Source organism: Amycolatopsis sp. FBCC-B4732, assembly GCF_023008405.1.
Taxonomy (GTDB): Bacteria; Actinomycetota; Actinomycetes; order Mycobacteriales; family Pseudonocardiaceae; genus Amycolatopsis; species Amycolatopsis pretoriensis_A.
Genome location: NZ_CP095376.1, coordinates 4476048 through 4501721, shown reverse-complemented (window position 1 = coordinate 4501721; position 25674 = coordinate 4476048). Strand labels below are relative to the sequence as shown.

The window sequence follows — 25674 nt, the reverse complement described above, 5'->3', positions numbered from 1 at the left end:
AACCGAAATGCCACCTGTGACGCGCGACGATCCGTATGCCGCGTACAACTTCCTGGTCATCGTGACCAACGTCAGCGACGACGGCGTCGCGGTGAGCGGGTCGTTCACCGAAGCCAGCGGGCTGGACGTGGAACTGCCGGTGATCGAGTACCGCACCGGCAGCGAGGACATCACGGTCCGCAAGCTCGTGGGCCTCAAGAAGTTCCCGAGCGCGCTGACGTTCAAGCGCGGGGTCACCGGCCACGTCGGGTTCTGGAACTGGGTGAAGGAAGCGCTCGACGGCCGCGTGCGGCGCACGTCCGGCTCGATCGTGATGCTCGACGAGAACCGCCAGGAGGTCATGCGCTGGAACTTCGACCGGGGCTGGCCGACGAAGTACACCGGACCGTCGTTCAACGCGACCAAGAACGAGATCGCCATGGAGACGCTCGTGCTGGCCGTCGAGAGCTTCGTGATCGACGCGTGATGACCAGCGCGGCGCTTCCCGGCGTTTCCCTGACCTTCGACCGCGCGGCGGCCGGGGACGAGCCGCTGCGCACGGACGTGGCCGTGTTCCTCGGCCGCACCCGGCGCGGCCCGCTCGGCCGTCCCGTGCGCGTCGAAAGCTGGAACGACGTCGTCGGCGAGTTCGGGCCACCGGACGGGACGTCGGCGACGCCGTACGCGCTGCGCGGGTTCTTCGAGAACCAGGGCCGGGCGGCGTGGGTGCTGCGGGTGTCCGGGCCCGCCGGGTTCGCCGGTGCGCGGTGGACGGACGACTACCGCGTGGTGGCCGCGAGTCCCGGCGCGTGGGCGAACGGCGGCCGGGTCACCGTGCGGTACCGGGGGAGCAGCGTCGCGGGTCCGCCGGCGGTCACCGTGCGGGTGCTCGTGCCCGGTGAACCGGCGGAGACCTTCGCGGGCATGGCGCCCGGGGACGTCGCCGACCGGCTCGCCGGGTCCCGGCTGATCCGGCTGGTGCCGCTCGGCCCGGACCGGCCGGTGAGCCCGATCCCCGCGGACGCGCCGATCTCGCTGGCGTGGGACCTCACGCTCGCCGGCGGCACGGACAGCCCGCCGGGGCACAACGAGTACGCCGACGCCGTGGTGGCGCAGGCCGAACTGCCCGAGCCGGCGCTGGTGGCCCTCCCGGACCTCGGTGCCGACCTCACCGGCACCGACCACACGGACCTGGTGCTGGAGCTGCTCCGGGTGGTCGCCCCGCTGCTGGACCGGCTGGTGCTGCTCGACGTGCCGCCGGACCTGTCCACAGTGGACGAAGTCACGGCCTGGACCGAAGCGCTGACGAGCTTCGGCGACGAGGTGCTGCTCGCCGCGGCGGCGGTCTACCACCCGCCGTTGCGGGCGCCCGCGCCCGACGGCACCGGATTGCGGACCGTCCCGGCGTCCGGGCACGTCGCGGGCCTGGTGGCCCGGCTCGACGCCGAGCGCGGCGCCGCGCACACCCCGGCCAACGCCACGCTGCTGGACGCGGTCGACCTCGAGGTCGAGTACCCGGAAGCGCAGCAGGTCCGGTTGTTCGACGCGGGCGTCGACCTGGTGCGGTGCCTGCGGGGCCGCGGGCTCGTGGTGTGGGGCGGGCGGACGCTGTCGGCCGACCCGCGCCGGGTGTACGTCGCCCACCGCCGGCTGCTGCACCTGCTGGTGCGGGCCATCCGGCGGGCCGCCGCGCCGCTGGTGTTCGAGGTGAACGCGCCGGAGCTGCGGCTGGCGCTGGTCCGCGCGATCACGTCGGTGCTGCTGGAGGCGTTCCGCACCGGGGCGCTCGCCGGCTCCCGGCCCGAGGACGCCTTCCGCGTGGTGTGCGACGAAACCAACAACCCGCCGGAGCAGGACCCCGGCCGGGTCGTGTGCGAGGTCGAAGTCGCGCCGGCCGTGCCCATGGAGTTCATCGCGCTGCGGCTCGTGCTCGGCCAGGACCGCGGCCTGGAGGTGCTCGAGCAATGACGACACCGGTCGACCAGCTGCTCGCGCTCAACGAGCCGCTGCCCAAGTTCCGCTTCCTCGTGACGCTGTCGGCGGCGGACGTCTACCTGCCGCCGGCGCAGGCCCTGCTGCTGCAGGTGGTGGCCTCGGGCGCCTTCCAGGAGGTGACCGGGCTGGGTGCGCAGCTGGAGGTGGTCAACTACCCCGAAGGCGGGCGCAACGACGCGGTGCACAAGCTGCCGCTGCGCCACTCGTGGAACCCGATCACGCTCAAGCGCGGCGTGGTCCGCGACCGCCTGCTGTGGTCCTGGTACGAAACCGGCCTGCACGACTCGCTCGGGGCCCGCCGCGACGGCGCCCTGATCATGCTCGACGAGGCCGGGCTGCCCGCGAAGTCGTGGCTCTTCCACGGCGGCCTCGCCGCGAAGTGGACCGGCCCGGACCTGCACGCCGAGCAGAACGCGGTCGCGATCGAATCACTGGAAATCGCCCACGAGGGCCTGACGGCCGTCCTCTAGGAGACAAGCGCGTGCCCAAGAACCTGATCATCCACAACCTCGAAGTGCGGTTCCAGTTGGAAGGCGACGACGGGGCGCTGTTCACCCGCCTGTTCAACAAGCACATCCAGGCTTGGTCACGGCTGTACGAAGAAGAGTGCGCGCGGGCCGAGCGCAGCGGGAACGACCGCAGGATCGGGGATTCGGGAGGCAGCCGGTGATCACCACACCGTTCTCGTCGGTGAGCCAGGGCGCCGACGCGCACCTGGAGATCGAGCGGCCGCCGAACCGGACGCCGCAGGTGATCCCGCTGCGGTTCAACCCGACCGAGTACAAGCTGAGCAAGAGCAACACCTTCGCCGAGATCACCATCCCCGGGCTGGAGACGCCGCCGATCCAGTTCATCCGCGGCAGTACCGAATCGCTGACGCTGCAGGCGCTGGTCGACACCTCGGACACGCTGAACGACGTCCGGACGTCCTATGTGGACGCCATCCGCGACCTGATGCGGATCGACAGCACCGAGCACGCGCCGCCGATCGTCCGGTTCCACTGGAACGGGCCGGTGTTCAAGGGCGTGCTGGAGAAGCTGGACGTGAACTACGTGCTGTTCGCCAAGAACGGCGTCCCGCTGCGGGCCCAGCTGGACCTCACACTCAAGGAGTATCGCCTGGCGAAGGACCAGGCCGTGGACCCGCCGCGGTCCTCGCCGACGGTGGAGAAGAGCTACGTCGTGCGCCGCGGCGACACCTGGGACCGCATCTCCGCCGCCGTGTACCGGCGCCCGGACGCCTGGCGGGAACTGGCGCGCGCCAACGGCATCGCCGATCCACGCGACCTGCGGCCGGGGCTGGTGCTGACCGTGCCCCGGCTGCCGTGAGGGGCGACGGCCGATGACCGCGCCCGCCGGCACCCAGCCCGAAATCGCCGACCCGGACGGCTACGCACCCGAGTTCGAGGTGGTCGTCGACGGCCTGACGACCGACCCGGCGACCAAGAACGACGTCCTCGACATCAAGGTGCACCGCGACCTCGACGAGATGTCCGGCTTCGACCTCGAGCTGAACAACTGGGACGACGTCGCGCTGAAGTTCAAGCACAGCGACTCGAAGGACCTGCAGATCGGCAGGCTAGTCTCCGTCCGGCTCGGCTACGCCGACCGGCTGCTGACCGTCGCCACCGGGAAGATCAGCTCGCTCGCGCCCAAGTTCCCGGACGGGGCTTCGCCGACCGTCTCCATCACCTGCGTCGACGGGATGCTCGACCTCAAGGACCGCAAGCCCACGAAGGACGAGGACAAGAACTTCGTCCGCAAGACCGACTGGGAGATCGCCGAGCAGATCGCGCGGCGCAACCACCTGGCGGTCAAGACGACCCACGAGGGCCCACGGCACGACCTCGTGGTGCAGAAGAACCAGTCCGACGCCCAGTTCCTGATGGAACGGGCGAAGCGGATCGACTTCGACTGCTACATCCTGCCGGACCCGAAGACCGGCGTGCAGACGCTGTACTTCGTCAAGCCCACCGACGGCCGCGACAGCCGCCCGATCCGGGTGTTCCGCCTCGCCTACAGCCCGGGGCTGGCGTCGGGGCCCGGTGGGCAGCCGGCCGGCCTGGTGCCCAACCTCCTCGACTTCACCCCGACCATGACGCTGTCCAACCAGGTCAGCAAGCTCACCGTGCATGGCTGGGACCCGGTCAAGGCGGAGCCGATCGAGTACGTCGCGACCTCGCAGGACCTGCCCGGCGGCCAGAACTCGGCCGACGGGCAGAGCGGGCCCGAAGCGGCGGAGACCGCGACCGGCGGCCGCCAAGAGGTGATCGTCGACGCGCCCGTGCTCAGCCAGGAGGAAGCCAAGGAGCTGGCCATCTCGCTGCTGCGGGAGCGGGCTTACGAGTTCATCACCGCGACCGGCCGCCTGGCCGGGCTGCCGGAGCTGCAGCCGGGGGACAACCTGGAGATCTTCGGCCTCGGCCGCCGGTTCTCCGGCACCTACTTCGTCAAGCGCGTGGAGCACGCCCTCAACACGAGCGGGTTCTTCACCACCTTCACCGCCCGGCGGATCTTCCAGGGGGACAAACCATGACGGCGATGCCACGGGCCATGGCGACCGACCAGCGCTTCTACGGCGTCGCGCCGGCGGAGGTCGTGGAGAACGACGGGGACGACGAAGCCCGCGTCAAGGTCAAGTACTACTGGCTGGACGGCGGCTCGTCGATCAGTCCGTGGATCCGGGTCGCCCAGCTGTACGCGGGCGGCGGCTACGGCTCGGTGTTCGTGCCCGAGGTCGGCGACGAGGTGCTGGTCGCGTTCTTCCAGGGGGACATGCGGCAGCCCTACGTGCTGGGCGGGCTCTACAACGGCAAGAAGAAGCCGCCGGTCACGCACGCCGGCGGCCGCGACCAGAAGGTCATCCGGACCAAGGCCGGTCACCGGATCCTGTTCGACGACAAGGAAAAGCAGGTCACGATCAGCACCACGTCGGGGGCGAAGGTGGTGCTCAAGGACAGCGGCGAGATCACCTTGGAAGCCGCGACGGTGACCGTCAAGGCGAGCGGCATCGACCTCGGCGGCGGTTCCACCGAGCCCGTCGTGCTCGGCAACGCCCTGATGCAGGCCTTCGTCCAGCACACCCACCCGGTGGCGGGCGCGGCCACCGGGCCCGCGACGCCGCTGCCGCCGACCGTGCTCGCGAAGAAGGTGAAGGCGACGTGACCGAACCCTTCCTCGGTACCGGCTGGCGGTTCCCGATCCTGCCCGACGAGGCCGGCCGGCTGTCCTACGCCGTCGGCGAGACGAGCATCGAGCACTGCCTGCGTGCGCTGCTGCTCACCGCGACGGGCGAACGCGTGATGCGCCCGGAGCTCGGCACCACCGTGCAGGAGTCGGTGTTCACGCCGGGCAGCGTGCAGAACCTGCGCGGCCTGGAGCGCTCGATCTCCGACGCCGTGAAGACCTTCGAGCCGCGGGTGGAGCTGGCGAGCGTCCTCGCCGAGACCGACCCGGCCGACGAGTCCCGCGTGACGATCTCGGTCGAGTACCGGATCCGGCGCACCAACACCAAGGCCAACCTGGTGTTCCCGTTCTACCTCGGCCTGACGGGGACGCCATGACCCTGCCCGCGCCGAAGCTCGACGACCTCACCTGGGCCGACCTGATGGCGGCCACCACCCGCCGCATCCCGGCGGAGTCGGACGGGACGTGGACGCTGCACGCGCCCGCCGACCCCGGCGTCACGCTGCTGGAACTGTTCGCCTACCTGCTGGAGCAGCGGCTCTACTGGCTGGACCAGGCCCCGGACGAGCTCGTCGTCGCGATCCTGAAGCTCCTGGGGCTCGAGCCGCCACGCCCGGCGCGGGCGGCGGCCACCGTCCTCGCGCTGAGCACCGGAGGGGAAACACCGACGGTGGTGCCCGCCGGCACCGTCCTGGCCCGCGACCCGGCCGCGGCGATCCGCTTCACCCTCGACGACGAGGTGACCGCGTTCCCGGTGGACGGCGACGCCCACGTGGTCACCGACCGCGACCGCACCGCCGACCTGCTCGCCCGGCGCGGGGTGCCGCTGCTGGCGAGCGACGGGTCCGCCGCCTCGGCCCGCTTCACCCTGCCGCTCACCGGAGCGCACTCCACGTCCGGCTGGCTGTCGGTGCTGTTCGAGCTCGACTCGCCGCTGCCGCCGTCGTGGGCGCCGCCCCCGCTGCCGGTCGTCCGGCCGCCGGCCGAGCTGACGTGGTCGTGGTTCCGCCCGAGCGGCGACGCCTCGGGCGGGTTCGCCCAAGTCGAGGACGGCACCGGCGGGCTGCGGCGCTCCGGCGTCGTGCGCCTGCGGCCGCCGCCCGAATGGTCCACAATGGACAACGGGCTGCTGGTGGCCACCCCGGCCGCGACCTATCCGGCCCCGCCACGGCTGCTGCGGCTGGCGGTCAACGTCTCGGGCGCCCGCCACGCCGAGCGGCGCACGGTCACCGGGCTGGGCGAGCAGACGGACCGGTGGCTGAAGCTGCCCGGCCAGCGGCTCGTGCTGCCCGACGCCGCCGACCGGCTGCTCACCGCTGTCCTGCACCTGGCGGGCGAGGAGTGGGAACCGGCGGCCGACTTCGCTTTCGGCTCCGGCCGCGACCGGATCTTCCTGCTGGACCGGCACGACGGCGCGCTCGTGTTCGGCGACGGCCTCACCGGGCGGATCCCGCGTCCGGGCGGAACCGTCGAGGTCGGCTACACGATCGGCGGCGGCCGCGACGGCAACGGCGGGCTGACGGACAACTGGCTGCCGGTCGACCTCGCGGCGCCGGTGCGGGCGGCGAACCCGGTGAAGGCCGACGGCGGGGCGGACCCGGAAACGGTCGCCCAGGCCCGAGACCGGGCCGCGGGCGCGCTCGGCGAGGTGACCAGGGCGGTCACGGCCGCGGACTTCGTCACGCTGGCCACCACGACACCCGGCGTCCAGGTCGGGCGTGCCCACGCCGCGGTCGGCGAGCACCCGGGCTTCCCGTGCGCGCGGGTCCCCGGCGCGGTGACCGTCCACATCGTCCCGTCGGTGCCCGCCGGGACCGTGCCCGCGCCGGAGCCGGACCCCGGCATGCTGTGCGCCGTCGAGGAGCGGCTGGCGGCGGCGAGACTGCTCACGGCCGAGGTCTTCGTGCGGCCCCCGGTGTACCGCGACGTCCGGCTGCGGGTGGACCTGTCCGGCACACCGGCCGACCGGGCCGAAGTGTCCACTGTGGTCAGTGCCGCGCTGCGCCACCACCTCGATCCCCTGACCGGCGGCGACGAGGGAACGGGCTGGCCGTTCGGCGGCGCCCTGCGGCCCTCGGCTCTGCTGCGCGCCGCCCAGCAGGCACTCGGCGACCTGGCGGCGGTGACCGCGGTCGCGATCGGGATCGACGGCGCGGACCCGGCCGAAACGTGCGACGACGTCCCGCTGCGAGCCGGCGACCTGCCGGTCGTGCGCGAAGTCCGCACGCACGTGGTGCCCGTCGTGGAACCGGGGGAGGGGTTGCTGTGACCGACGTCTGGTGGGCCCGCGACTCGGGCGAAGACGCGCACATGGTGCCCGGCCCCGGGCCGTCCGGGGTGGAGCCGGAGCTCGTCGACGCATCGCGGGAAGCGGTTCGCGCCGCCGTGCGGGACCGGATCCCCGGCTACACCCCGGACTGGACCAACCCCGACCGGCAGGACGCCGGGGTCGCGCTCGTGCGGCTCTTCGGTGCCCAGGCCGAGCCCGTGCTGCTGCGGGTCAACCGGCTGCCGGAGAAGATCCTCGCCGAGCACCTGGGCACCGCCGGCGTGCGGCGCCGGCCCGCCACCGCGGCGGCCGCGTTGCTCGAGTTCACCGTGAAGCCGCCGGACGGCGCTTCGGTGCTCGTCCCCGCCGGGTTCCAGGCCGCCGCCACCGGTACCGACGGCGACGTCGTCTACGAGACCGACCAGGACCTCTACGCCACCCCCGCCACCCTGGGTGTGCTCGCCGTGCAGCGGGGCGGGGCGCTCGAGCCGGTCCCGCTCGGCCCGAACGGGCCCGGCCGCCCGTTCGCGCCCTTCGGCACCGAGCCCCAGCCGGGCAACGCGCTCTGGCTGGGCCTCGACGGCACCGCGAGCCCGTTCCCCTCGCTGTCGCTGGGCTTCGTGGTCGCGGCCGCGCCGCCGGTGCCCGCGGCCGCCGGCGGGCTCACCCCGCTGCCCCTGGCACCCCAGCCGCTGCTGCGCTGGGACGTGCTGGACGGCGGCCGGTTCCGGCCCGCCGAAGTCGTCCGCGACGAGACGCGGGGGCTGCGCGCCAGCGGCACGGTGGAGCTGCGGGTGCCCCGTACCTGGGCACCCGGGCAGCCGCCGGCCGCGCGCCCCGGCCCGGCGCTGCGCTGGCTGCGCTTGCAGGTCGCGCAGGGCACGTTCACGGTGTCAACTGGGGCTCCGCCCCAGGCCGGGGGCTCCGCCACCCGGACCCCCCGAGAAGCGGTGGTGGCGCCGCCGCTCGTTTCGGGCCTGCGGCTGAACACCGTCGCGGCCACCGCGGCCCGCACGATCTTCGACGAGCCGCTGGAACCGATCCAGGACCCGGCGAACCCGTCCGAACGACGGCGGCTGCGGCTGAGCCAGGTCCCGATCCTGGCCGGCACCGTGGTCATCGAAGTCGATGACGACCCGGGCATGGACCTGTTCGGCACCACTGAAGGGACCGCGTCGCCCTGGCAGGAGGTGCCGAGCCTCGCCGCCCACGGCCCGGACGACCGCGTGTTCGTCGTCGACTACGACACCGGCGTGGTCACCTTCGGCGACGGCGTCAACGGCGCGCCCGTGCCGCCGGGCTTCCGCAACGTCCGCGCGGTGCGCTACCGCGTCGGCGGCGGCGCGGCGGGCGCGGTGGCGGCCGGTGCCGTCAACGGCCTCCGCACCGCGCGGCCGTTCGTGACCGGCGTGACCAACCCGTTCCCCGCCACCGGCGGCTCCGACGCCGAGCCCGACGCCGACGTCGTGCGGCGCGGGGTGGAGGAACTGCGCTCCCGCGGCCGGGCCGTCGCCCCCGCCGACTACGGCCTGCTGGCCCTGCGCGCGCCGGGCGCCTCGATCGCCCGCGCGAACGGCGTGCCGGGCCTGCACCCGGACTTCGCCGGCACGCCCATCCCCGGTGTCGTCGGTGTCCTGGTGGTGCCGCCGTTCGAGGCGGGCGGCACCGAGCCGCCGGTCCCGACCGCCGCGACCCTGCGCGCGGTGGCCGACTTCCTCTCCCGCGAGGTGGCGCCCGCCGGCGTCACGGTGGTCGCCGGCCCGGTCGCGTTCCGGCGGATCGGCGTCGAGGCCAGGGTCGTGCTCGACACCGGCCAGGACCGGGCCGCCGTCCTCGCCGGAGCGGCGGACGCGGTGACCACCTACCTGGATCCCTTGCGGGGCGGGGAAAACGGCGGCGGCTGGCCGTTCGGCGGCGCGGTACGGCACACCGCGCTGGTGCGCCGGCTCCTGGCCGTCGACGGTGTCCTCGCGGTGTCCGGGCTCGTGCTCACCGCCGACGGGCTGCGGCTGCCGCCGTGCGCCGACCACCCGATCCCGCCGGCCGACCTGGTGTGGCCGGAGCGCCCGCTGCTGATCCCGGTGGAGGAGTCCCCATGACGTGCACGCCCGAGAACGCCACGTTCCGGCTCCTCGACGCCGTCGTCGGGTGGGACCAGGACGTCGTGGCGGACCTCGTCGGGTTCGCGGACGAGACCGGCGTCCGGCTCGCCCACGCCGGCGCGTCCCCGGACGGCCCGACGCGGGCCCGGCTGCTGCCGTGGTTCCCCGACCCGCGCCTGGCGCCCGGGTGCCGGCCCTGCGCGTGGTACCTGCTCTCCGGCGAACGGCTGCTGCGCCGGGACACCTGCGCGGGTGGCTGGCTGCCGGTGTGGCCGCCCTCTTGCGACCCCCGGCTGCTGCACGCGCCGACGGCCGTCGCCGCGCGCGGGCACCGGGTCGCCGTGGTCGACTCCGGCCGGGTCTTCGTGTGGCGCAACGAAGGCGACCAGCTGGTCGCGGTGATCGAGCTCCGGGACGCCTCGGTCGTCGCGCTCGCGCAGGACGAGCAGGTGCTCGTCGCTCGTGCGGGCAGCGACCGGTTGCGGCGCTACGGCCCCGACGGTCGGCTGCGCGAGGTCGTCCGGACGCACGTCCGCGGCCAGATCGTCGGCATCCGCACCGGACCCGGGTGCACGATCTGGCTGCTCACCGAAGAAGCCGGCCGCCTGCGGATCTACCGGGATCACTGCGAGTCCACACTGGACGAACTGGCGGCCGCGCTGCCGCCGAGCAGTTTGACCGGTGCGGACGACGACGGCTTCTGCCTGCGCGAACAGGGACCTGACGGCGAAGTGACCACCTGCTACGACTGGGCGGGCGAGCCGCGCGAGGAACCGCCGGCCGGGTCCGGTCAGTTCGTCACCGAGGGCGAGTTCACCACCCTCCTGATCGACAGCGGGATCTCGCGCTGCCGCTGGCACCGGGTGCGGGTGGAAGCGGACGTGCCGGCGGGCACGGCGGTGTCGGTGTCGATCGTGGTGTCCGAAAACGGTGAGTTCGCCGAGAGCGACTGGCAGACCGCGCCCGCCGGCGGCACCGACTTCCTCGTCGACCAGCCACCCGGGCGCCACCTCACCGCCCGCGTGCGGCTGTCCGGTGACTCGTCGGCGACGCCGGTCCTGCACCGGATCCGGCTCGACTTCCCGCGCGCCACCAGCGCGGACCTGCTGCCCGCCGCGTTCCGCCATGACCCGGCGGCCGACGACTTCACCGAACGGTTCCTGTCCCTGTTCGACGCCACCACGGCCGAACTCGACCGGGTCCTCGAGCGGTACCCGGCGCTGCTCGACGCGGCCGGCGTGCCGGACGGCGCACTGCCGTGGCTGGCCGCGCTGCTGGGCCTGGCGTTCGAAGCGGGCTGGGACGCGGAAACGCGCCGGAAGCTGATCACCGCCGCGCCCGGGCTGTACCGGCGGCGCGGGACGCCGGCCGCGCTGGAAGAAGCGATCAAGATCGTCTTCGACGTCGACCCGGTCATCGACGAGCTGGCCGGCGACCGCCACTGGGCGCAGGTCCGCGCGACCGCGGGGCCGCCGTCCGCCCGCGGCCTCGGCTCGGTGCGGCTGTTCGGCCGCTCGTCGTCGCGGCTGCGGCTGGACACCTCGACGCTGGGCGCGGCGCCGCTGCGGGCGTTCGGCGACCCGGACACCGACCCCCTCACCGAGCACGCCCACCGGTTCCGGGTCCTGCTGCCCGCCGGCGCGGCCGACGAGGAGGCGGTGCGGCGCCTGGTGGTCCGGCAGGCACCGGCGCACACGAAGGGTGCGGTGCGCATCGGCGGATCGGGGTTCGTGGTCGGCACGCTTTCGGCGATCGGGGTCGACACGGCGTTCGTCCCGTTGCCGCCGCCGGTGGTGGGCGGCGCGCGCCTGTACCACGACGGAGTACTGAGGTCCGGGCCACGGGGCGCCCGCCACGGGGTGAGCGTCGGTGTGGCGTCCGCGGTCGGGGTCCACACGCGAGTGTCTTGAGAGGACAGAAGAGATGACCGAGGCAACGACAGAGGAACAGGCCTTCCGCCGGTTGCGGTACTTCCACGGCAGGCTGCTCACCGCCCGCGACTTCCAGCGGGAGCAGGAGTACTTCCGCGAAAAGCTGAAGCTGCGCATGCGCTGCCTGCTCGGCTACGGCGTGGTGTGCGGGCTGTTCGTGGAACCCGCGCCGAAGACCGGCGGCGAAGAAAAGCACGAACACCACGCCAGGGTGCACATCACCAGCGGGCTCGGCGTCGACTGCGACGGCAACGAGGTGCTCGTGCCGGGCAGCTGCGCGATCGACCTGTGGGACGCGCTGCCCGAGGACGAGCGCACCGGGACGACCGTGTGGGTCGGCGTCGAGTACACCGAACGCGCGGTCGAGCCGACCCGGACGGTGTTCAACTCCGCCTGCGGGGACACCTCGGACTGCGACTTCGGCTACACCGAGGAGAGCTACTGCGTCCGCGTCACCACCAAGACGCCGCCGAAGGACGAGCGCTGCGAGACCTGCTGCACCCGGTGCGAGCACAAGGTCCTGTGGCTGGCCCGGATCGACGACGTCGACTTCGCCCAGCCGGTCCGCGAAGACCGGATCCACCTCGACGTCCGCCGGTTCTTCGGCCGCCGCGTCCCGACGGTGATCACCGGCGTCAACTGGAAGCACGGCCACACCTACACGGTGAACGAGGCCAGGGAACTGCTCGGCACGCAGAAGAACTCCGGCGGCCTGGTCGTCGAGTTCTCCGACGGCGTCCGCGTCGACAGCCTGCGCCGCGGGGTGGTCGAGATCCAGGTGATCGAAGGCGGGGCCGGGCGCAACGCCGACACCTGGTACATGGGCGGCGCGTTCGAGGAACCCACCCCGAAGGACGGCGAGTTCACCGACCACTTCCGCTACCGGCAGACGACCCGCGAGACCCTGCAGGACGGCGATCGCGTGCTGATCACCGTCCGCGCCGCGTTCATCCTCGACCACTGCTGCCGCCCGGTCGACGGCACCAACGTCGGCGGCCGGGTCCCCTTCACCGGCCACGCGGACACCGACGTCGAGACCGAGACCGGCCACGGCCACGACCCCAAGCCCGAGCCGGACCCGACCGGGTGCCTCGTCCCGCCGACGGGCATCGGGCCGTGGACGTCGGGCACCGGCGCCGGCGGCGACGTCTTCGAGAGCTGGTTCTTCATCACCGAGGAGCGTTCATGAGCACGTCTGGGTGCGGGTGCGGGTGCGGCGGGGCGCCGGCCTTCCCCGCCGCGTTCGTCCGGCCGCGGTTCTTCTCGGGGCAGCTGCTCACCGAGGACGACCTCACGCTGCTGACCGACTACGTGGCCGGGAAGGACCGGCTGCACAACCGGATGTTGTCGGGTCCCGGCGTCGTGTGCGGGCTCGAGGTCACCTGCGGTTCGTGCACGGGCGGGACCGTGCTCGTGCACCCCGGGCACGCGCTGGACTGCTGCGGCAACGACATCGTACTGTCCTGCAAGGAGAAGGTCGACGTGCAGGCGCTCGTGCGCGAGCTGCGGGTGTCCTCGCCGGGCGTCGGCTGCGGCGACCCGTGCGACGACGACCAGCGCCACTTCGGGCTCTTCGTGCGGTACGAGGAGAGCATGACCGGCGCGGTCACGCCGTTCGCCACCGAGGAGCCGTGCCCGTCGCCGGGGTGCGTGCCGTCCCGCGTCGAGGAGGGCTTCCGGTTCGTCGTCAAGTGCGACACGACCGACGACCACCGGTACAACCCCGCCACCAAGCTGCTCGCGCAGATCGGGGACAAGGACGCCTGCGAGCACATCCGCCTGCTGAGCGCGCGGCTCGGGCGCTACCTGGACCCGATGGCGGTCGCCGGCGGCTCCTCGACCCGGCCGATCCGGTTCGACGACGCCGACCTGGTCCGGTACCGCGACAACCTCGCCCTGCTGCAGGCCGCCGGGGACACCCCGCAGCCACCGGAGGCGCGGCAGCAGACCGAGTACGTGCGGGCGCTGGCCGCTTCCGTCGCCCGGTACGACACCTACGACGAGGCGGGACAGCAGGAACTGCGGGGCCGGCACGAAGAACTCGGCTCGATCGACACCGCCCGGGAGGTGCTCGGCGCGGCCTGCGCCCGGCTGGCCGAGACCGACCCGCGGGAGGTCTGGCCGGAGCTGGCGCACCGGCAGATCGCGCTGGCCCTCCTGGCGGAGGTGAAGAACCGGGTGGTCACCCTCGACCCGGACGCCCCCATCGAGCTGCGCCTGCTGGCGCAGGGCACGCCGCTGGACAACGTGCTGGAGGCCGAGTTCCGGGCCGATCTGGTGCGGATCCGGGAGTGGCTGCTCGGCCGGCTGGACCGGGTGGCCGGCGTCGCGGACTGCAAGCTGCACGACGAGGTGCGCACGGTCGCCATCCCGCAGCCGCTGCCCATCCCGGAGCCGGACCGGATGCAGCGGCTGACCGTCGCCGACCTGGGCCTGCTCACGGACGCGGCCGGGAAGCTGACGACCTCCGTGCTCCGGTTCGTCAGCGACGCGGCCTGCTCGACGCTGAACCCGCCGTGCGCCGACTGCGCCGACAACGACGTGCTGCTCGCGCACCTGGAGCTGGACGGCTGCGACGTCGTGCGCGTCTGCTCGGCGACCCGGGAGCAGGTGCTGCCGGGTGGTTCGGCCTACGGCGAGTGGCTGCCGAAGCTGTACCAGCTGCGTCACTTCGCCGAGCAGATCTGCTGTCAGCCGACGCCGGTGCACCGGCCGCCGTCCGTGCCGGCCACCGGGCCGATCCCGCGGCCGTACGTGCCGCGGCTGCTCGAAAAATGGCGGTCGCGGAGCCCGCTGGAGCGGATGTGGGAGCTCCTGGTGACCCCGGCTCCGGGGGAGACCGTGCCGAAGCCGGTGCGGGAGCAGGTGTACACCGTGCCGGCCGAGGTGACCGACAGCCTGCAGGAGATGAACGCGCTGCGGGGCCAGGTGAGCGACCTGGTCGCGACTGTGGAGGCGTTGCGCGGACAGCTGGACGCCGCGCGGGAGCAGGTCACGCAGGTGCGGGACGAGCTGCCGGACCGGCTGTCCGACCGGCTCTCGGAGCTGGAGAACGCCCCGGAACCGGAAACCGAGGCCGGTGCTGCCGATTCCGCTGATTCTGCCGAGGAGCAGGCCGAGAAGCCGAAGCCGCCGCCGCGGCGGGGCCGGTCCTCCTCGGCCCGCGGCGGCGGTTCCGCTCGCAAGCCGCGGTCGGGTGAGACGTCGTGACCGGTCCACTGCGCCCGGAGTTCCACGAGGGGCAGGTGCTCGCCGCCGCGGACCTCGCGGCGACCGTCGCCCACGCCCGTTCGGCGGCCGTCCGGCACGCGCGCCTTTCGCACGACTGGGGCATCGCCGACGGGCTCGGCCTGACGACCGAGAACCGGACCGATCCGGTGTCGGGCGACCGGTTCGTCGAGGTGAGCGTGCAAGCCGGGCTCGCGGTCGACGGGACCGGCCGGGAGATCGTGGTGCCGGCGCCGGTCGTGCTGTCGGAGGCGGACTTCGAGGCCGTCAACGGCGCCGACGGGAAGACGACCGACCCGTACCCGGTGTTCCTCACCGCCGCCGACCGGACCCAGCCGCCGACCGGCCCGGCCTCGTGCGCCGGCTCCGGCGGGCCGACCCGGGTCGAGGAGTCCTACCAGATCCTCTTCCGGCGGCTCGGCGACGAGCGGCTGGTGGCCGACCAGCAGCCGCCCGCGGTGGCCGCCGCCCCGGCGGCCCCGCCCGTGCAGTGGCTGGTCCTGCTGGGCTTCGTCCAGTGGAACGGCGTGCACTTCACCGCGGTGGTCCCGGCCGCGCGCGGGGTCGGGCCGCGGTACGTCGGGGTGCGCGCGGACACCGTGTCGGCCCGGTCGGGTTCGCTGGCGCTGCGCACCCTGCCCGAGGTCCAGGAGGGCAAGCCGGCGCTGGTGCTGTCCGCCGCGCCCGCGCCGACCCTGGTCTACGGGCTCTACAAGGGATCCGGCGACGTCGACCCGCTGCTGACGGTGGAGGCCAACGGGAACCTGACCATCGCGGGCAGCTTCTCCGGCCAGACCTCGGCGGGCAGCGTGCTGGCGACGTCGGGCAGCGCGACCGACGGCATGGTGCTGCCGCTGCCGTCCGGCGTCACGGCGGCGGAGATCGCCGACGGCCGGGTGTCCTTGCACGTCTACGTGACGCCGCGGATCCCGCCGTCGGAAGCGGGGCTGACCGTCCCGGTGGAGGCCACTGTGGACGGTGACCGGCGGGTCCGGTGCCGGCTGCGGTCCTACGACCCCGGAGTGGGTCCCGCGGTCACCGAAGCGTCGGGCTCGGTCGACTTCCTGGTCCTGGCAACGGTCGCGGCGACGAGCGGGGGTGGCCGAGGGTGAGCGTTTTCGCGGTGTACGAGTCGAGCACCGGCATCGTGGTCGGTGCGGTCAAGGCGATCGGCACGCCGGTGCCGGCGGCGGACGCCCTGGTCGGCGCCGCGCTGCCGGTGCGGCTCTCGCTCAAGGCCGGTGACCTGGTGACCCTGTCGCTGGGGGGCCGGGAACTGGCCGTGCACGAGGCCGACGACCAGCCGGCGGTGTTCCTCGATCCGCTGGCCTACGGCGTCACGCGGGTGTCCGGCCAGCCGGCGAAGCCCGCGCTGAAGGAACTGGCGGAACTGAAGGTCCCGGTCGAGTTCGACCCCACCGGGCTGCTCGTCAAGCTGCCGGGCGTCGCGGACGCGGACACCGCCGTGTTCGCGCTGGTCTCCGAGGGGCCCGACACGCTGCCGGTCGCCGGGGTCGTCAAGAAGGGCGACGACCACGTGTCGCTGCCGCTGACGGTGAGCACGGGCGCGCACGCCGTGCTGGTGCTGGTGGCGGGCTGGGCGGGCCGCCTGGTGGAGGTCGCCAAGTGAGCGCACCCACCGGCGGCGAGGTCACCGTGCGCCAGTGCGTGGTGCGGGTGGTCCGGCGCGGTGGGTGGAGCTGGGGGCCCGACCCCCGCGGCCTTGTCCAGCGGGTCCTCGACGCCCTGCCGGAGCTGCTGGCCGCGCGGTTCGACGGCCTGCTCGACGGCGACGGCCCGGACGTGGAGATCACCGAGCCGGTGCGGCTGTCGGTCCGGCTGTCCGCGGCCGGGCGCGGCGGAAGCGGGCTGGTGCCCTCGGGCCTGGTCCTCGAAACCGTCGCGGCGGGTGGCGGGACGCCGTCCGAGTCGATCCCGCTGCCGGTGCCGGTGGTGCTCCCGGCCCGGTCGTCCCCATCGGACGGAGGTGGCGAGGTGTCGGAGTTCGGTCCGGGCACACCGGAAAAACCGCCGTCGCCGACGGTGGCGGCGTTGTTCGAGGAACTGGCCGCGCGGGAAGAACTGGTCGCGCTGCTCGCGTTGCTGCCCGAGGAGACGGTGCGGCGGTACCTGTCCGCGCTGCTCGCCGAGTCCGCCGCCGAACGCGCGGCCTTCATGGCCGGCGAGCCCGAGGGGTCATTCGTGGCCGAAGAGCTGCCCGGACCGGCCGTCGTGCTGGCGGCGGAGCTGGCCCGGCGGCGATCCCTCGCGTGGCCGCCCTCGACCCGTGCGGACTTCGCCGGGCTGCTGCTGGGTTCGCCGGCCGGTGCGGAGACCGCGCCGGTCGACGCGACCGCGTCCGTGACGGAGTCTTCGAGGCCGGCGGGGGAGACGCGGGTCGGCTCGGTGCTGCCGTTCCTGCTGGCCGGCCCGCTGGCCAGGACCGGCTACCTGGACGCGATCGGCCCGGCACTGTCCGGAGTGGACCTGGCCGCCGCGACTCCGCTGTTCGCCGCGGCACTGGCGTACAAGGTCCTCGGCGCACCGCAGCGGGGCTGGCGGCGGACTCCCGCGGACGACCTCGCGGCGGCGACGTTCGCCGGCCTGCAGTCGGTCCCGGACCTGACCGCGTTCGCCGGGGAAGCCGGCCCGGCGCTGCCGGTGCTGGACGGCGTGCTGGCGCTCTCGCTGTGCCGCGGCCACGACCGGGCCGACCCGCTGCTGATCACGGGCGTCGACGACGGCCTGCTGCTGGTCGACGCGCAAGGCCTGTTCCCGATCGCGTGGACGTCCACAGTGGACGAACTGGTGCCGCACTGGGCGGCGTGCGGCCGGCCGCCGGTGCTGGTCCGCGACAGCCCGCTCCCGGCGTCGGGCCTGCGCGACCTGGCGGCGGCGGGCGTCCGGTTCATCACCGACGCGCGCCCGCTGCGCGACGACCCGCTGACCCGCCTGCGCTGGCCCACCCCGCTGTGGACGACCGGTGGCGTGGAACCCCGGCTGGCCACGAGTCTTTCCGCCGAGCGCCTGGACGAACTGGCCCGGACGCTGTTCGTCGAGCACCGGGCCGTGCCGCTGGCGGCGGACCGCGCACTGGAGCACAGCGTCTCGCTGGCGGCGGCGCTGGCGCTGGGCATGATCGCCTGGCAGCTGTGGGAGGGCGACTCCCCGGTCCGGGCCCTGACGACGTTCGCCGACCTGGAAGCCACCGTCCGGTTCACCCGCGACGCGGTGCGCGTGAAGATCCCGCTGGGCCGCCGCCACACGGACCTGTGGCGGGGCGGCGCCCTCACCGACGTACCCGACGTGGTCTGGCTGGACGGCCGGACCCTGACCTTCTCCGGTGGCTGACGTGAGCGGGCCGGCGGCCGAGCACCTCCGGGTGCGCCTGGCGGAACTGCACCAGGCGCTGCGCGGCGCCGTCGCCCGGCAGGCCGAGGCCGTGGCGGTGCTGACGCGCCCGGACCTGACGCCGTTCTGCGTCACCGACGAGCAGGTGGACGCGCTGCTCGACCGCGTCGACGCCTTCGCCGAAGGGATGACCGAGCCCGCGTCGCCGGCCCGGCCGGACCCGGAGTCCGAGCAGCACCTCCGGCGGCTGGCCGCCGCGCGCGGGCTGACGCTCCCGCTGGACGCGCTCGCGACCCGCTACGGCCTGTCCCGGGACGAGCAGGACGCGCTGCTGCTGGTGGCCGCGCCGGAGCTGGACCCCGGCTACGAGCGCGTCTACGCCTACGTCGTGGACAACCTCAACCGGCGGGCGCCGTGCGTGGAGCTGCTGGTCGCGGTGATCGCCCAGACCCCGGCCGACCGCCTGGCCCTGCGCCGCGCGCTGGGGTCCGCGGGCCGGCTGCGCCGCTACGGCCTGGTGAAGGCGTACGGCGAGGCGCCGACCGAGCTCGCCCAGGAGCTGACCCTCGGCGGCGGCGTGTTCGAGTACCTGATGGGCTGGGGCGGCGACGTCGGCGTCCTCGGCCACGACCCCGGCGAAGTCACCCGCTCGCCGCGCCAGGTGGCGTCCCCGTACCTGGAGTCGGAGCGGCTCACCACGCTCGGCCGCGCGCTGGCCGGCGGCGACGTCGGCGTGGTCGGCCTGTGGGGCTGCCCGGCCGACAGCCAGCTCGACGTCGCGCAGGCGCTGGCGGCCGCGGCCGGGCGTCCCCTGCGCCGCGTGACCGCGGACGCGGCGGCCGACCTGCGGACCGCCGCCGCGCTGGAGGCGATCCTGTGGCTCCCGACGGACGGCCGCGACCCCCAGGCAGACGAACCGTGGGTGAATTCGGGCGTGCCGCTGTGCCTGACCGGCGCGACCCCGTGGCGCCCGCCCCGGCTGCTGGCCGCCCGCACCTACGCGGAGGTGACGATCCCGCCGCCGGGCTTCCCGGAACGCCGGGCGATGTGGTCGTCGGCGTTCCCGGTGCTGGGCGACGACGTCCTGGCCGACCTGGCCGCCCGCTACCGGATGAGCGGCGGCGAACTCAGCGCGGTGGCCGCGGTCGCCGACACCGGCGCGCGCCTGTCGGGCAACGGCCACCGGCTCACCGATCACGTCGAGCCCGCGATCGCCACGGTGACCCGCGGGCGCACCAGCGGCGCGGTGCAGTCGATCGTCCCGCGCCGGGGCCTGGCGGACCTGGTCCTGCCGGCCGCGCAGATGGCCCAGATCGGGGAAATCGCGTCGGCGTTCCGCGCGTGGCCCCGCATCGCGGAGACGTGGGGCTTCGCCCGCAAGACGACGACGGGCGGCGTCAAGGCGATGTTCACCGGCGAGCCGGGCACGGGCAAGACGATGTCGGCGGAGGTCGTCTCCGGCATCCTGGGCCTGGAGCTGCTGAAGGTGGACCTGGCGCAGGTGGTGTCGAAGTGGGTGGGGGAGACGGAGAAGAACATGGAGGTGGTGTTCCGCCAGGCGGAGGACAGCCACGCGGTCCTGCTCTTCGACGAGGCGGACGCGCTGTTCGGCAAGCGCGGCGAGGTCAAGCAGGGCACCGACCGCTACGCCAACCTGGAGGTCGGCTACCTGCTGCAGCGCCTGGAAGCGAGCGACGGCCTGATCATCCTGACGAGCAACCTGAAGGAGAACATCGACCCGGCCTTCACCCGCCGGTTCCACTTCGTGGTCCACTTCCCCCGCCCGGGCGTGGCGGAGCGCCGCCGCCTGTGGCACCTGGCGTTCCCCCCGGAGGCCCCGCTGGCCCCGGACGTCGACGTGGACGCGTTGTGCCGCCTGGACATGACGGGCGCGGGCATCACGTCGGCGGCCCGCACGGCAGCACTGGCCGCGGCCGACACGGGCAGCGACGCGATCGGCATGCGCCACGTGGTCCGCGGGGTGTCCCGCCAGTTCCAGCGCGAGGCCCGGTTGTTCCGCCCGGCGGAGCTGGGCCGGTATGCCGGACTACTGACCGACAATGGGAGTGCGCATGCCTGAACTGATGCCCCCGCAGACAAAACCGGCGATCCCGGTGACAGCCCAGGAACTCCGGACAGCGGCCGCGTCCGACCGGGGAAAGCAGAAGGTCGTCCTGGTCCCGGCGGTGATCGGCAACGCTCAGGCAGCGAAGACGGCGATGGACGGGAGTTCGAAGACGGTGCCGTCGCATTTGGCGTCGACGTTGGCGGCGGGACAGGACCGGGTGGGGAACGCGGCAATGGCCGGAGCGGCGATGCGGGTGGTGCCGATGGTGGTCCCGAAGAAGGAAGCCTGTTCCGGCTGCTGAGTCATGGCCCGATCCGGCCGACCTCGCGTTGCAGGGCCTCGATCCCTTCGACCAGCGACCGGATCCCGTCGACGGATTCCCGGTCGGCCGCCCCGAACCCCCAGTTGCCCGGTGAGCGCCGGATCCGTTCCTCCGCCCGGAGGTACTCGAGGTGGTGCATGTGAAGGAACCCGAGCAGGGATTCGCCGCAGCGTTCGATCTCTTCCTCATGGGCGGCGGGTACCCGGCAGCGGAAGACCGCGGTTCCGCCCGCGCGCAGATCCGTGATCCGGTAGCCGATGACCGCGTTCTCCCGCGTTTCCCGCGGGGCGAGGAGCTGCACGAGCGGAGCCAGGTCGGGGTCGCGCGCGAACACGTCCCGTTCCGCTTCTCCCGTCAGTGCGTTCGGCGCCATCGGGGGACCGCCCTCGGCCGGTGACGTGCACAGCCGCCACGGTAGGCCGGTCAGATCCACCATCAGCCGCGGTTTCGTCAGCCGATCCGCGGCGAGGACGAAGAATTCTTCCGGGAAGCCGGTTCCGTAACACTCCGACAGGACCTCCGCAGTGGTCAGGCCCTGGCCGTACAACGCTTTCGCCAAGCGGGCCATCGACACGTAGTCCCCGCGCGATGCTTGCGCGCGCAGCTCCTCGACCGCGTGTTCCGTCATCGTGGACCGCCCTGGCTCGGCGGCGCGTCACGCATGATGTCGCCGAGCAGCGCGCTCAGCTGACGCCAGTGCTTCTTGAGGTCTTCGGCCGTCATGGTGGTGATCATCTCCCGTGTGACCAGCTTGGCCGCCTTGATGGTGTCGACGTCCCGCCGGTTCCCGCCCGTCTCCGCCAGCAATGCTTCGACGTCCGCGTCGAGCTCGGCGAGACGGTTCACGATAGCCTGGCTGTGCGCGGTCAGGCCCGGGTTGTCGGCCATCATCCTGGCGACCGCTTCGGCGTGGGTGAAGACCCGCGTTTCCAGCCGTCGTCGTGCGGCGTCGTCGAGCGGGTGGGTCTGGGCGAACGCCTTTGCGAGCCGGCGGGCGATGAGCACCGTCTGCGACTGCATTATGGCGCCGTACACCGGGTGCCGGGGCATGGTCGGGTGGTCGGGGTGCCCCTCGGGAGACGCGAAGATGCGGACGTCCTCGGGAGTCATCGTCAGGCCACGGGTCGGGACTTCGGGCAACGGGCTGGTGGTGAGGGCGGCGGCCGGCACGTGGAGCACTGAGACGCCGTGCCGTTCTCTCAGGACTTCCCCGATGTGCCGCCCCTCGCCCGCGCCGATGCCCCACAGCATGCCCTGGTTTTCCGCGGCCCGGAGCACAGCCAGGTGCCGCGTGTCCTGGAAGAGGAGCTTGATCTTCCGCGAGGTGTCCCGTTCCCACACCTTGATCAGCATGTTCGGCTCCGCGGGGTACAGCAGCTGCGGGTACACCTTGCCGATGGCGATCTTCATCGCGTGGTCGATCCGGTTCGCCAGCACGGTGAGTTGCGCCGTGCGCGAACCGGCCAGCGGACCCCAGTCGAAGCCCTCGAAGTGGTAGCCGCCGATGACGAGGATGGGGTCGTTCGCCGCGTCCCGGAGCACCTGGTCGTACACGCGCAGGAAACCCATGCCTTCGTGCGTGACGACGTCGGTGTCCGGATCTTGCGAAACCGCGTACACCTGCTGGTTGACCTTGCCGAGGAGTTCCACGGCCCGCTGGGTGAAGCCGGACAGGAACCCCACCTCGTGGAAGACACCGTAAGGCAGTTTGTGGTCTTCCTGCCAGCGTGTTTCGTTGCGGGCGACGGCTTGTTCCTTCTCGTCCTTCGTCAGGCCCGCATACGCTTGGCGCACTTCGGACATCGGGGCCCGCCGCTTCTCCTTCACGTGCCGCCACGCCGGTGTCCACACGAAGCCGAACGCGGCGGCGAGGAGTTCCTTCGGCACCCTGATCTTCCGCACGGCCGCACCGACCTGGTTCCGCCCGTCCGCGGCCTTCGTCGGGTCGAGCCGCTCGAGGGTGTTGACCCCGATGATGACGGCGGTACGGGCCGCGGCCAGGTTGTCCCCGCCGGGACCCTGCCACGCATCGACCAGGTACCGAGCCGCGATGTTGGGCTGCACCTCGCCCGGGGTCGCCGACATGGTGACGACGAAGCCGGTCACCGGATCGCGGCCCCGCATCGGGATCAGGATCCGGTGAAGCGTGTCGATCACCGGCGGCACGCGGTCGATGTCGATGGGGCGCTCGGCTTCGCCGATCTTGTAGGGGAACTTCTTCGCGTACTCCTCCTCGGTGAACTTCTTCGGCTTGGTGCGTTTGCGGGGATTGATGGCGAGCTCGACGAAGTAGCTCTTCTCCGGCCCGTGCTCCAGCCGGATGCTGGTCAGACCGTGCCGTTTCTTGATCGGCGGCAGCCCGCGCCGCACACTCTCCACCGTCGCCGACTTCGCGTCGAGCAGCGCGGTGGCCTCCAGCAGCGCGGCGTCCAGCGCGCGTTGCAGGTCCTGGGGTGAACGCTTGTCGCGGCGAGGCTTCTTCTTCCTCTTGAACTTGTCCTTAATCCGCCTGGCGGCGCCCTTGACCTTGTCCGTGACCTTCTTACCGGTCCGCTTCAGCTTGTCCTTGACCTTCTTCCCCGCGGCCTTGGCCTTGTCCTTCAGCTTCTTCGCGAGCGCCTTGACCTTCGCCCAGACCTTCTTCGCCAGGCCGACGATCTTGTCGATCACCCAGTCGATCGCCTTGTTCACCGGGCGGGCCAGTTTCTGGAAGATCTCCTTGATCTTCCCCGCGATCCCGCCGATCCCCAGCAACGCCGCCAGTGCGCCGATCAGCACCGGGATCGAGCGGGCCAGTGCCTTCTCCACCAAGCCCGAAACCCCGCCCGTGCCGCCCTTGGCGATCGCGATCACCGCGTCCAGGACCGTGTTGACGAACTCGATGATCCGGCGGCCGTTCGTCACGATGAACTTGATGATGTCGATGATCATCTTGCAGGCGCGGATGAACGCCGACGCCGGGTTGAACAGCGAGACGATCCACGTGATGCCCGCCATGACGATCGTCGGCAGCAGGTACGACACCAGGTTGTCGATCAGGTTCTTCTTCAGGTCGCCGACCTTGGCCTTGAGGTCGTCCCACAGGGCCCGCACCCCGCGTTCGCGGACCTCCATGACGATCGGGAGCGCGTGTTCGCCTGCCTCGATGGCGGACATGGCCTCCTTCGGGACCTTCTTCGCGATGCGGGCGCGGATGTCGGGCCACGTCAAGCCGATCAGGCTCGCGATCAGCAGCAGGATGCTCACGATGTCGAAGCTCTTCGGCAGTTCGATCCCGGCCGTCGCGGCCGTGCCCAGCAGCCACGACAGGACGCCCTGCTGCAGGTGCGTCTTCGCGTTGCCCATGAACTGCTTGAGGCCGCCGCCGACCGCGGAAACCAGGTTGCCGAGGAAGCCGATCGGGTCCTTGAGGATGGCCATCACCGCTTGCGCGGCCTTCGCGAGCACCCCGAGCAGCATGTCTTTCAGCTCGAGGATCGTCTTGATGACGCCCTTGATGCCGTCGAGGGCCTTGTCGACCAGGCCCTTGTTCTTCTCCTTCTCCGCGGCGATCTCGTCGTCGACCGCCTTGACGGCGTCGGTGTACTTCGTGGCCAGGGTGTCGACCAGCTCCGTGCTCTTGTCGTCCACCGACTGCGTGAGCTCGTCGAACTTGTCGGCGAACCCGGCGGCCGCCTCCTTGCCGAGCGCCTGGAGGTCCTTCGGCAGCGCCTTGACCTCGGCCTGCAGCTCGTCGCGGCCCTTCGCGATGCGCTGCTTCGCCCGGGTCAGCTCGCGGCCGATCGTGTCCGCGACGGCGGAGATGACTTCGCGCATCTGCTTGACGTAGTTGTCGCGCGCCTCGACGAAGATCTGGTTCGCTTCGTCGGGCAGGCCGAACAGCTTGTCGTGGCCCCACTTGATCAGGCCCCACGTGCCGCCGTACCGCTTGGCCTTGTAGTCGTCCATCTTGCGGCGGTGCTCGGCGGTGAACGCCTCGCGCGCTTCCTTCTCGCCGCGGGTGAACTGGTCGTCGACGAGCTTGTCGAGACCGGTGAGGATGCCTTCCACCTCGGTCTTCATGGTGTCGAAGACCTTTTGCAGGCGGGCCGTGACCTCCGCCCGCTTGTCCTGGTCGCTGGTTTTGGTCGCGTCCTTCCCGCCGCCGACCTGCTTGCCGGTGCGCCGTCGGCGTTCGGCGATCGTGCCCATGGCGGCGGCGCCGAACCCCTTGGCCTGCGCGGTGGTCTGGCGCAGCTGCTTGGTCTCGTCCTTGCGGAGCTCCGGCGGGGTCGCCTCGGAGTGCTTCTCCGCGGTCTTCTTGTCCTGCAACGCCGGTGTGAAAGCCGGATCCGTCGTCAGCTGCTTGTCGGTGACGTGGTTGTCGGCCATCACCTGATCGACCTTGGCCGGGCCGGCGGAGAGGTCCGTGGCCGACGGCGGCAGCTTGTCCGGCGTCGCCTTCGCCGGGTCGGGGGTGGCCGGGGTGCCGGGCGGGCGGTCGGCCGCCATCGGCACGACCTGCTTGGTCTCCGCCGCGGACGTGTCCGGGGGAGCGGCGGTGGTGTCGGCGATCTGCGCGGCCGAGTCCGACTTGCCCTCGCCGACCTTGCCCTGCACCTCCGCCTTGATCTCGGCGGGCTTGCCGGAGTCGGCGAATTCGTCGGCCTGCTCCAGGTTCTGCGGCGCTTTTTCGGCGATGGCCTTCTCGACGGCCTTGACGAACGCGTCCTTGTCGAAGTCCTTCGGCTTGGCCTCGTTCATCTTCTCGGCGTTGGCCGTCTTGCCCTGCGCGACCTCGTCGTCCTTGGGCGGCACCGAGGCGGCTTGCGCCGAGCCGGCTTCCTTGCTCGCCGGCGGGTGCGAGCGGGCGACCGTGTGCTTCTTGTGCGCGATGTCCTTCTTCAGCACCGCGAACTTCGGATCCGCACCCGGGCCGCGCGCGAGACTCGCGGCGACCGCACCGTTGCCGACCTTGTCCTGCGACTCCTTGCGCGAGGGATCGGCGAGCTCTTTCTTGCCCCCGGCCCGCAAGGCGGCCAGCGCGGCGGCGTTCGACGGCGGCAGCGGAACGCTCTTCCGCCGCGGCGGCCGCTCTTTCATCGTGACCGCGGTGGGCGCGGCCGCCTGAGCGGTGGTGGTCACCGAAGGGACTTTCACGAGAGCCTTCGGCGGCGGTGGCATGGGACGGCTCTCCTCCCGCTCCGGGAGACCCCAGCCTGGCAGCAGGCCGTCACCGAGGCGTCGCGGGAACGTTTACGCCC

20 protein-coding genes are annotated in these 25674 nt (G+C 72.6%); 18 read left to right on the top strand and 2 right to left on the bottom strand.

What is annotated here, in order from left to right:
• Positions 1-7 precede the first annotated feature (7 nt).
• The 18 genes from MUY14_RS19660 to MUY14_RS19575 are packed head-to-tail and all read left to right on the top strand — an operon-like array spanning position 8 to position 20410.
• On the top strand, positions 8-466 hold the full coding sequence (locus MUY14_RS19660; RefSeq protein WP_247024469.1) for a phage tail protein: 459 nt from the start codon (positions 8-10) through the stop codon (positions 464-466).
• Entirely contained in the window at positions 466-1947 is a 1482-nt protein-coding gene (locus MUY14_RS19655; RefSeq protein ID WP_247024468.1) for a phage tail sheath subtilisin-like domain-containing protein, read from the top strand. Before MUY14_RS19660 ends, MUY14_RS19655 begins: the two co-directional genes overlap by 1 nt.
• Positions 1944-2444, top strand: a complete 501-nt coding sequence (locus tag MUY14_RS19650; RefSeq protein WP_247024467.1) for a phage tail protein — start codon at positions 1944-1946, stop codon at positions 2442-2444. The genes MUY14_RS19655 and MUY14_RS19650 overlap by 4 nt, the downstream gene beginning before the upstream one ends.
• A gap of 11 nt (positions 2445-2455) precedes the next feature.
• Positions 2456-2644, top strand: a complete 189-nt coding sequence (locus tag MUY14_RS19645) for a putative phage tail protein (RefSeq protein ID WP_247024466.1) — start codon at positions 2456-2458, stop codon at positions 2642-2644.
• Complete coding sequence (locus tag MUY14_RS19640) at positions 2641-3303, top strand: LysM peptidoglycan-binding domain-containing protein (protein WP_247024465.1); 663 nt, start codon at positions 2641-2643, stop codon at positions 3301-3303. The genes MUY14_RS19645 and MUY14_RS19640 overlap by 4 nt, the downstream gene beginning before the upstream one ends.
• A gap of 13 nt (positions 3304-3316) precedes the next feature.
• Positions 3317-4510, top strand: coding sequence for a phage late control D family protein (locus MUY14_RS19635; protein WP_247024464.1), 1194 nt, complete (start codon positions 3317-3319; stop codon positions 4508-4510).
• Complete coding sequence (locus tag MUY14_RS19630; RefSeq protein ID WP_247024463.1) at positions 4507-5139, top strand: phage baseplate assembly protein V; 633 nt, start codon at positions 4507-4509, stop codon at positions 5137-5139. The genes MUY14_RS19635 and MUY14_RS19630 overlap by 4 nt, the downstream gene beginning before the upstream one ends.
• Entirely contained in the window at positions 5136-5537 is a 402-nt protein-coding gene (locus tag MUY14_RS19625; protein WP_247024462.1) for a GPW/gp25 family protein, read from the top strand. Before MUY14_RS19630 ends, MUY14_RS19625 begins: the two co-directional genes overlap by 4 nt.
• Positions 5534-7429, top strand: a complete 1896-nt coding sequence (locus MUY14_RS19620) for a putative baseplate assembly protein (protein WP_247024461.1) — start codon at positions 5534-5536, stop codon at positions 7427-7429. The genes MUY14_RS19625 and MUY14_RS19620 overlap by 4 nt, the downstream gene beginning before the upstream one ends.
• Positions 7426-9528 carry a putative baseplate assembly protein gene (locus MUY14_RS19615; protein ID WP_247024460.1) on the top strand — a complete coding sequence of 701 codons (2103 nt, stop codon included), beginning with the start codon at positions 7426-7428 and terminating at the stop codon, positions 9526-9528. The genes MUY14_RS19620 and MUY14_RS19615 overlap by 4 nt, the downstream gene beginning before the upstream one ends.
• On the top strand, positions 9525-11441 hold the full coding sequence (locus MUY14_RS19610) for a phage tail protein (protein WP_247024459.1): 1917 nt from the start codon (positions 9525-9527) through the stop codon (positions 11439-11441). Before MUY14_RS19615 ends, MUY14_RS19610 begins: the two co-directional genes overlap by 4 nt.
• 13 nt (positions 11442-11454) lie before the next feature.
• Positions 11455-12651, top strand: a complete 1197-nt coding sequence (locus tag MUY14_RS19605; RefSeq protein WP_247024458.1) for a hypothetical protein — start codon at positions 11455-11457, stop codon at positions 12649-12651.
• On the top strand, positions 12648-14672 hold the full coding sequence (locus tag MUY14_RS19600; RefSeq protein ID WP_247024457.1) for a hypothetical protein: 2025 nt from the start codon (positions 12648-12650) through the stop codon (positions 14670-14672). Before MUY14_RS19605 ends, MUY14_RS19600 begins: the two co-directional genes overlap by 4 nt.
• Positions 14669-15802, top strand: coding sequence for a hypothetical protein (locus tag MUY14_RS19595; RefSeq protein WP_247024456.1), 1134 nt, complete (start codon positions 14669-14671; stop codon positions 15800-15802). Before MUY14_RS19600 ends, MUY14_RS19595 begins: the two co-directional genes overlap by 4 nt.
• The gene (locus MUY14_RS19590; protein WP_247024455.1) at positions 15799-16320 is read left to right on the top strand and encodes a hypothetical protein; all 522 of its coding nucleotides are present in this window, start codon (positions 15799-15801) and stop codon (positions 16318-16320) included. Before MUY14_RS19595 ends, MUY14_RS19590 begins: the two co-directional genes overlap by 4 nt.
• Complete coding sequence (locus tag MUY14_RS19585) at positions 16317-18041, top strand: hypothetical protein (RefSeq protein ID WP_247024454.1); 1725 nt, start codon at positions 16317-16319, stop codon at positions 18039-18041. Before MUY14_RS19590 ends, MUY14_RS19585 begins: the two co-directional genes overlap by 4 nt.
• On the top strand, positions 18034-20121 hold the full coding sequence (locus MUY14_RS19580) for an ATP-binding protein (RefSeq protein ID WP_247024453.1): 2088 nt from the start codon (positions 18034-18036) through the stop codon (positions 20119-20121). Before MUY14_RS19585 ends, MUY14_RS19580 begins: the two co-directional genes overlap by 8 nt.
• Positions 20114-20410 carry a hypothetical protein gene (locus tag MUY14_RS19575; RefSeq protein WP_247024452.1) on the top strand — a complete coding sequence of 99 codons (297 nt, stop codon included), beginning with the start codon at positions 20114-20116 and terminating at the stop codon, positions 20408-20410. Before MUY14_RS19580 ends, MUY14_RS19575 begins: the two co-directional genes overlap by 8 nt.
• A 1-nt stretch (position 20411) precedes the next feature.
• Here the strand turns inward: MUY14_RS19575 and MUY14_RS19570 are convergent, their stop codons facing one another.
• Together MUY14_RS19570 and MUY14_RS19565 are read right to left on the bottom strand one after the other, a co-directional pair.
• The gene (locus MUY14_RS19570) at positions 20412-21059 is read right to left on the bottom strand and encodes a hypothetical protein (protein ID WP_247024451.1); all 648 of its coding nucleotides are present in this window, start codon (positions 21057-21059) and stop codon (positions 20412-20414) included.
• Positions 21056-25555 carry a hypothetical protein gene (locus tag MUY14_RS19565; protein ID WP_247024450.1) on the bottom strand — a complete coding sequence of 1500 codons (4500 nt, stop codon included), beginning with the start codon at positions 25553-25555 and terminating at the stop codon, positions 21056-21058. The genes MUY14_RS19570 and MUY14_RS19565 overlap by 4 nt, the downstream gene beginning before the upstream one ends.
• Positions 25556-25674: the final 119 nt, after the last annotated feature.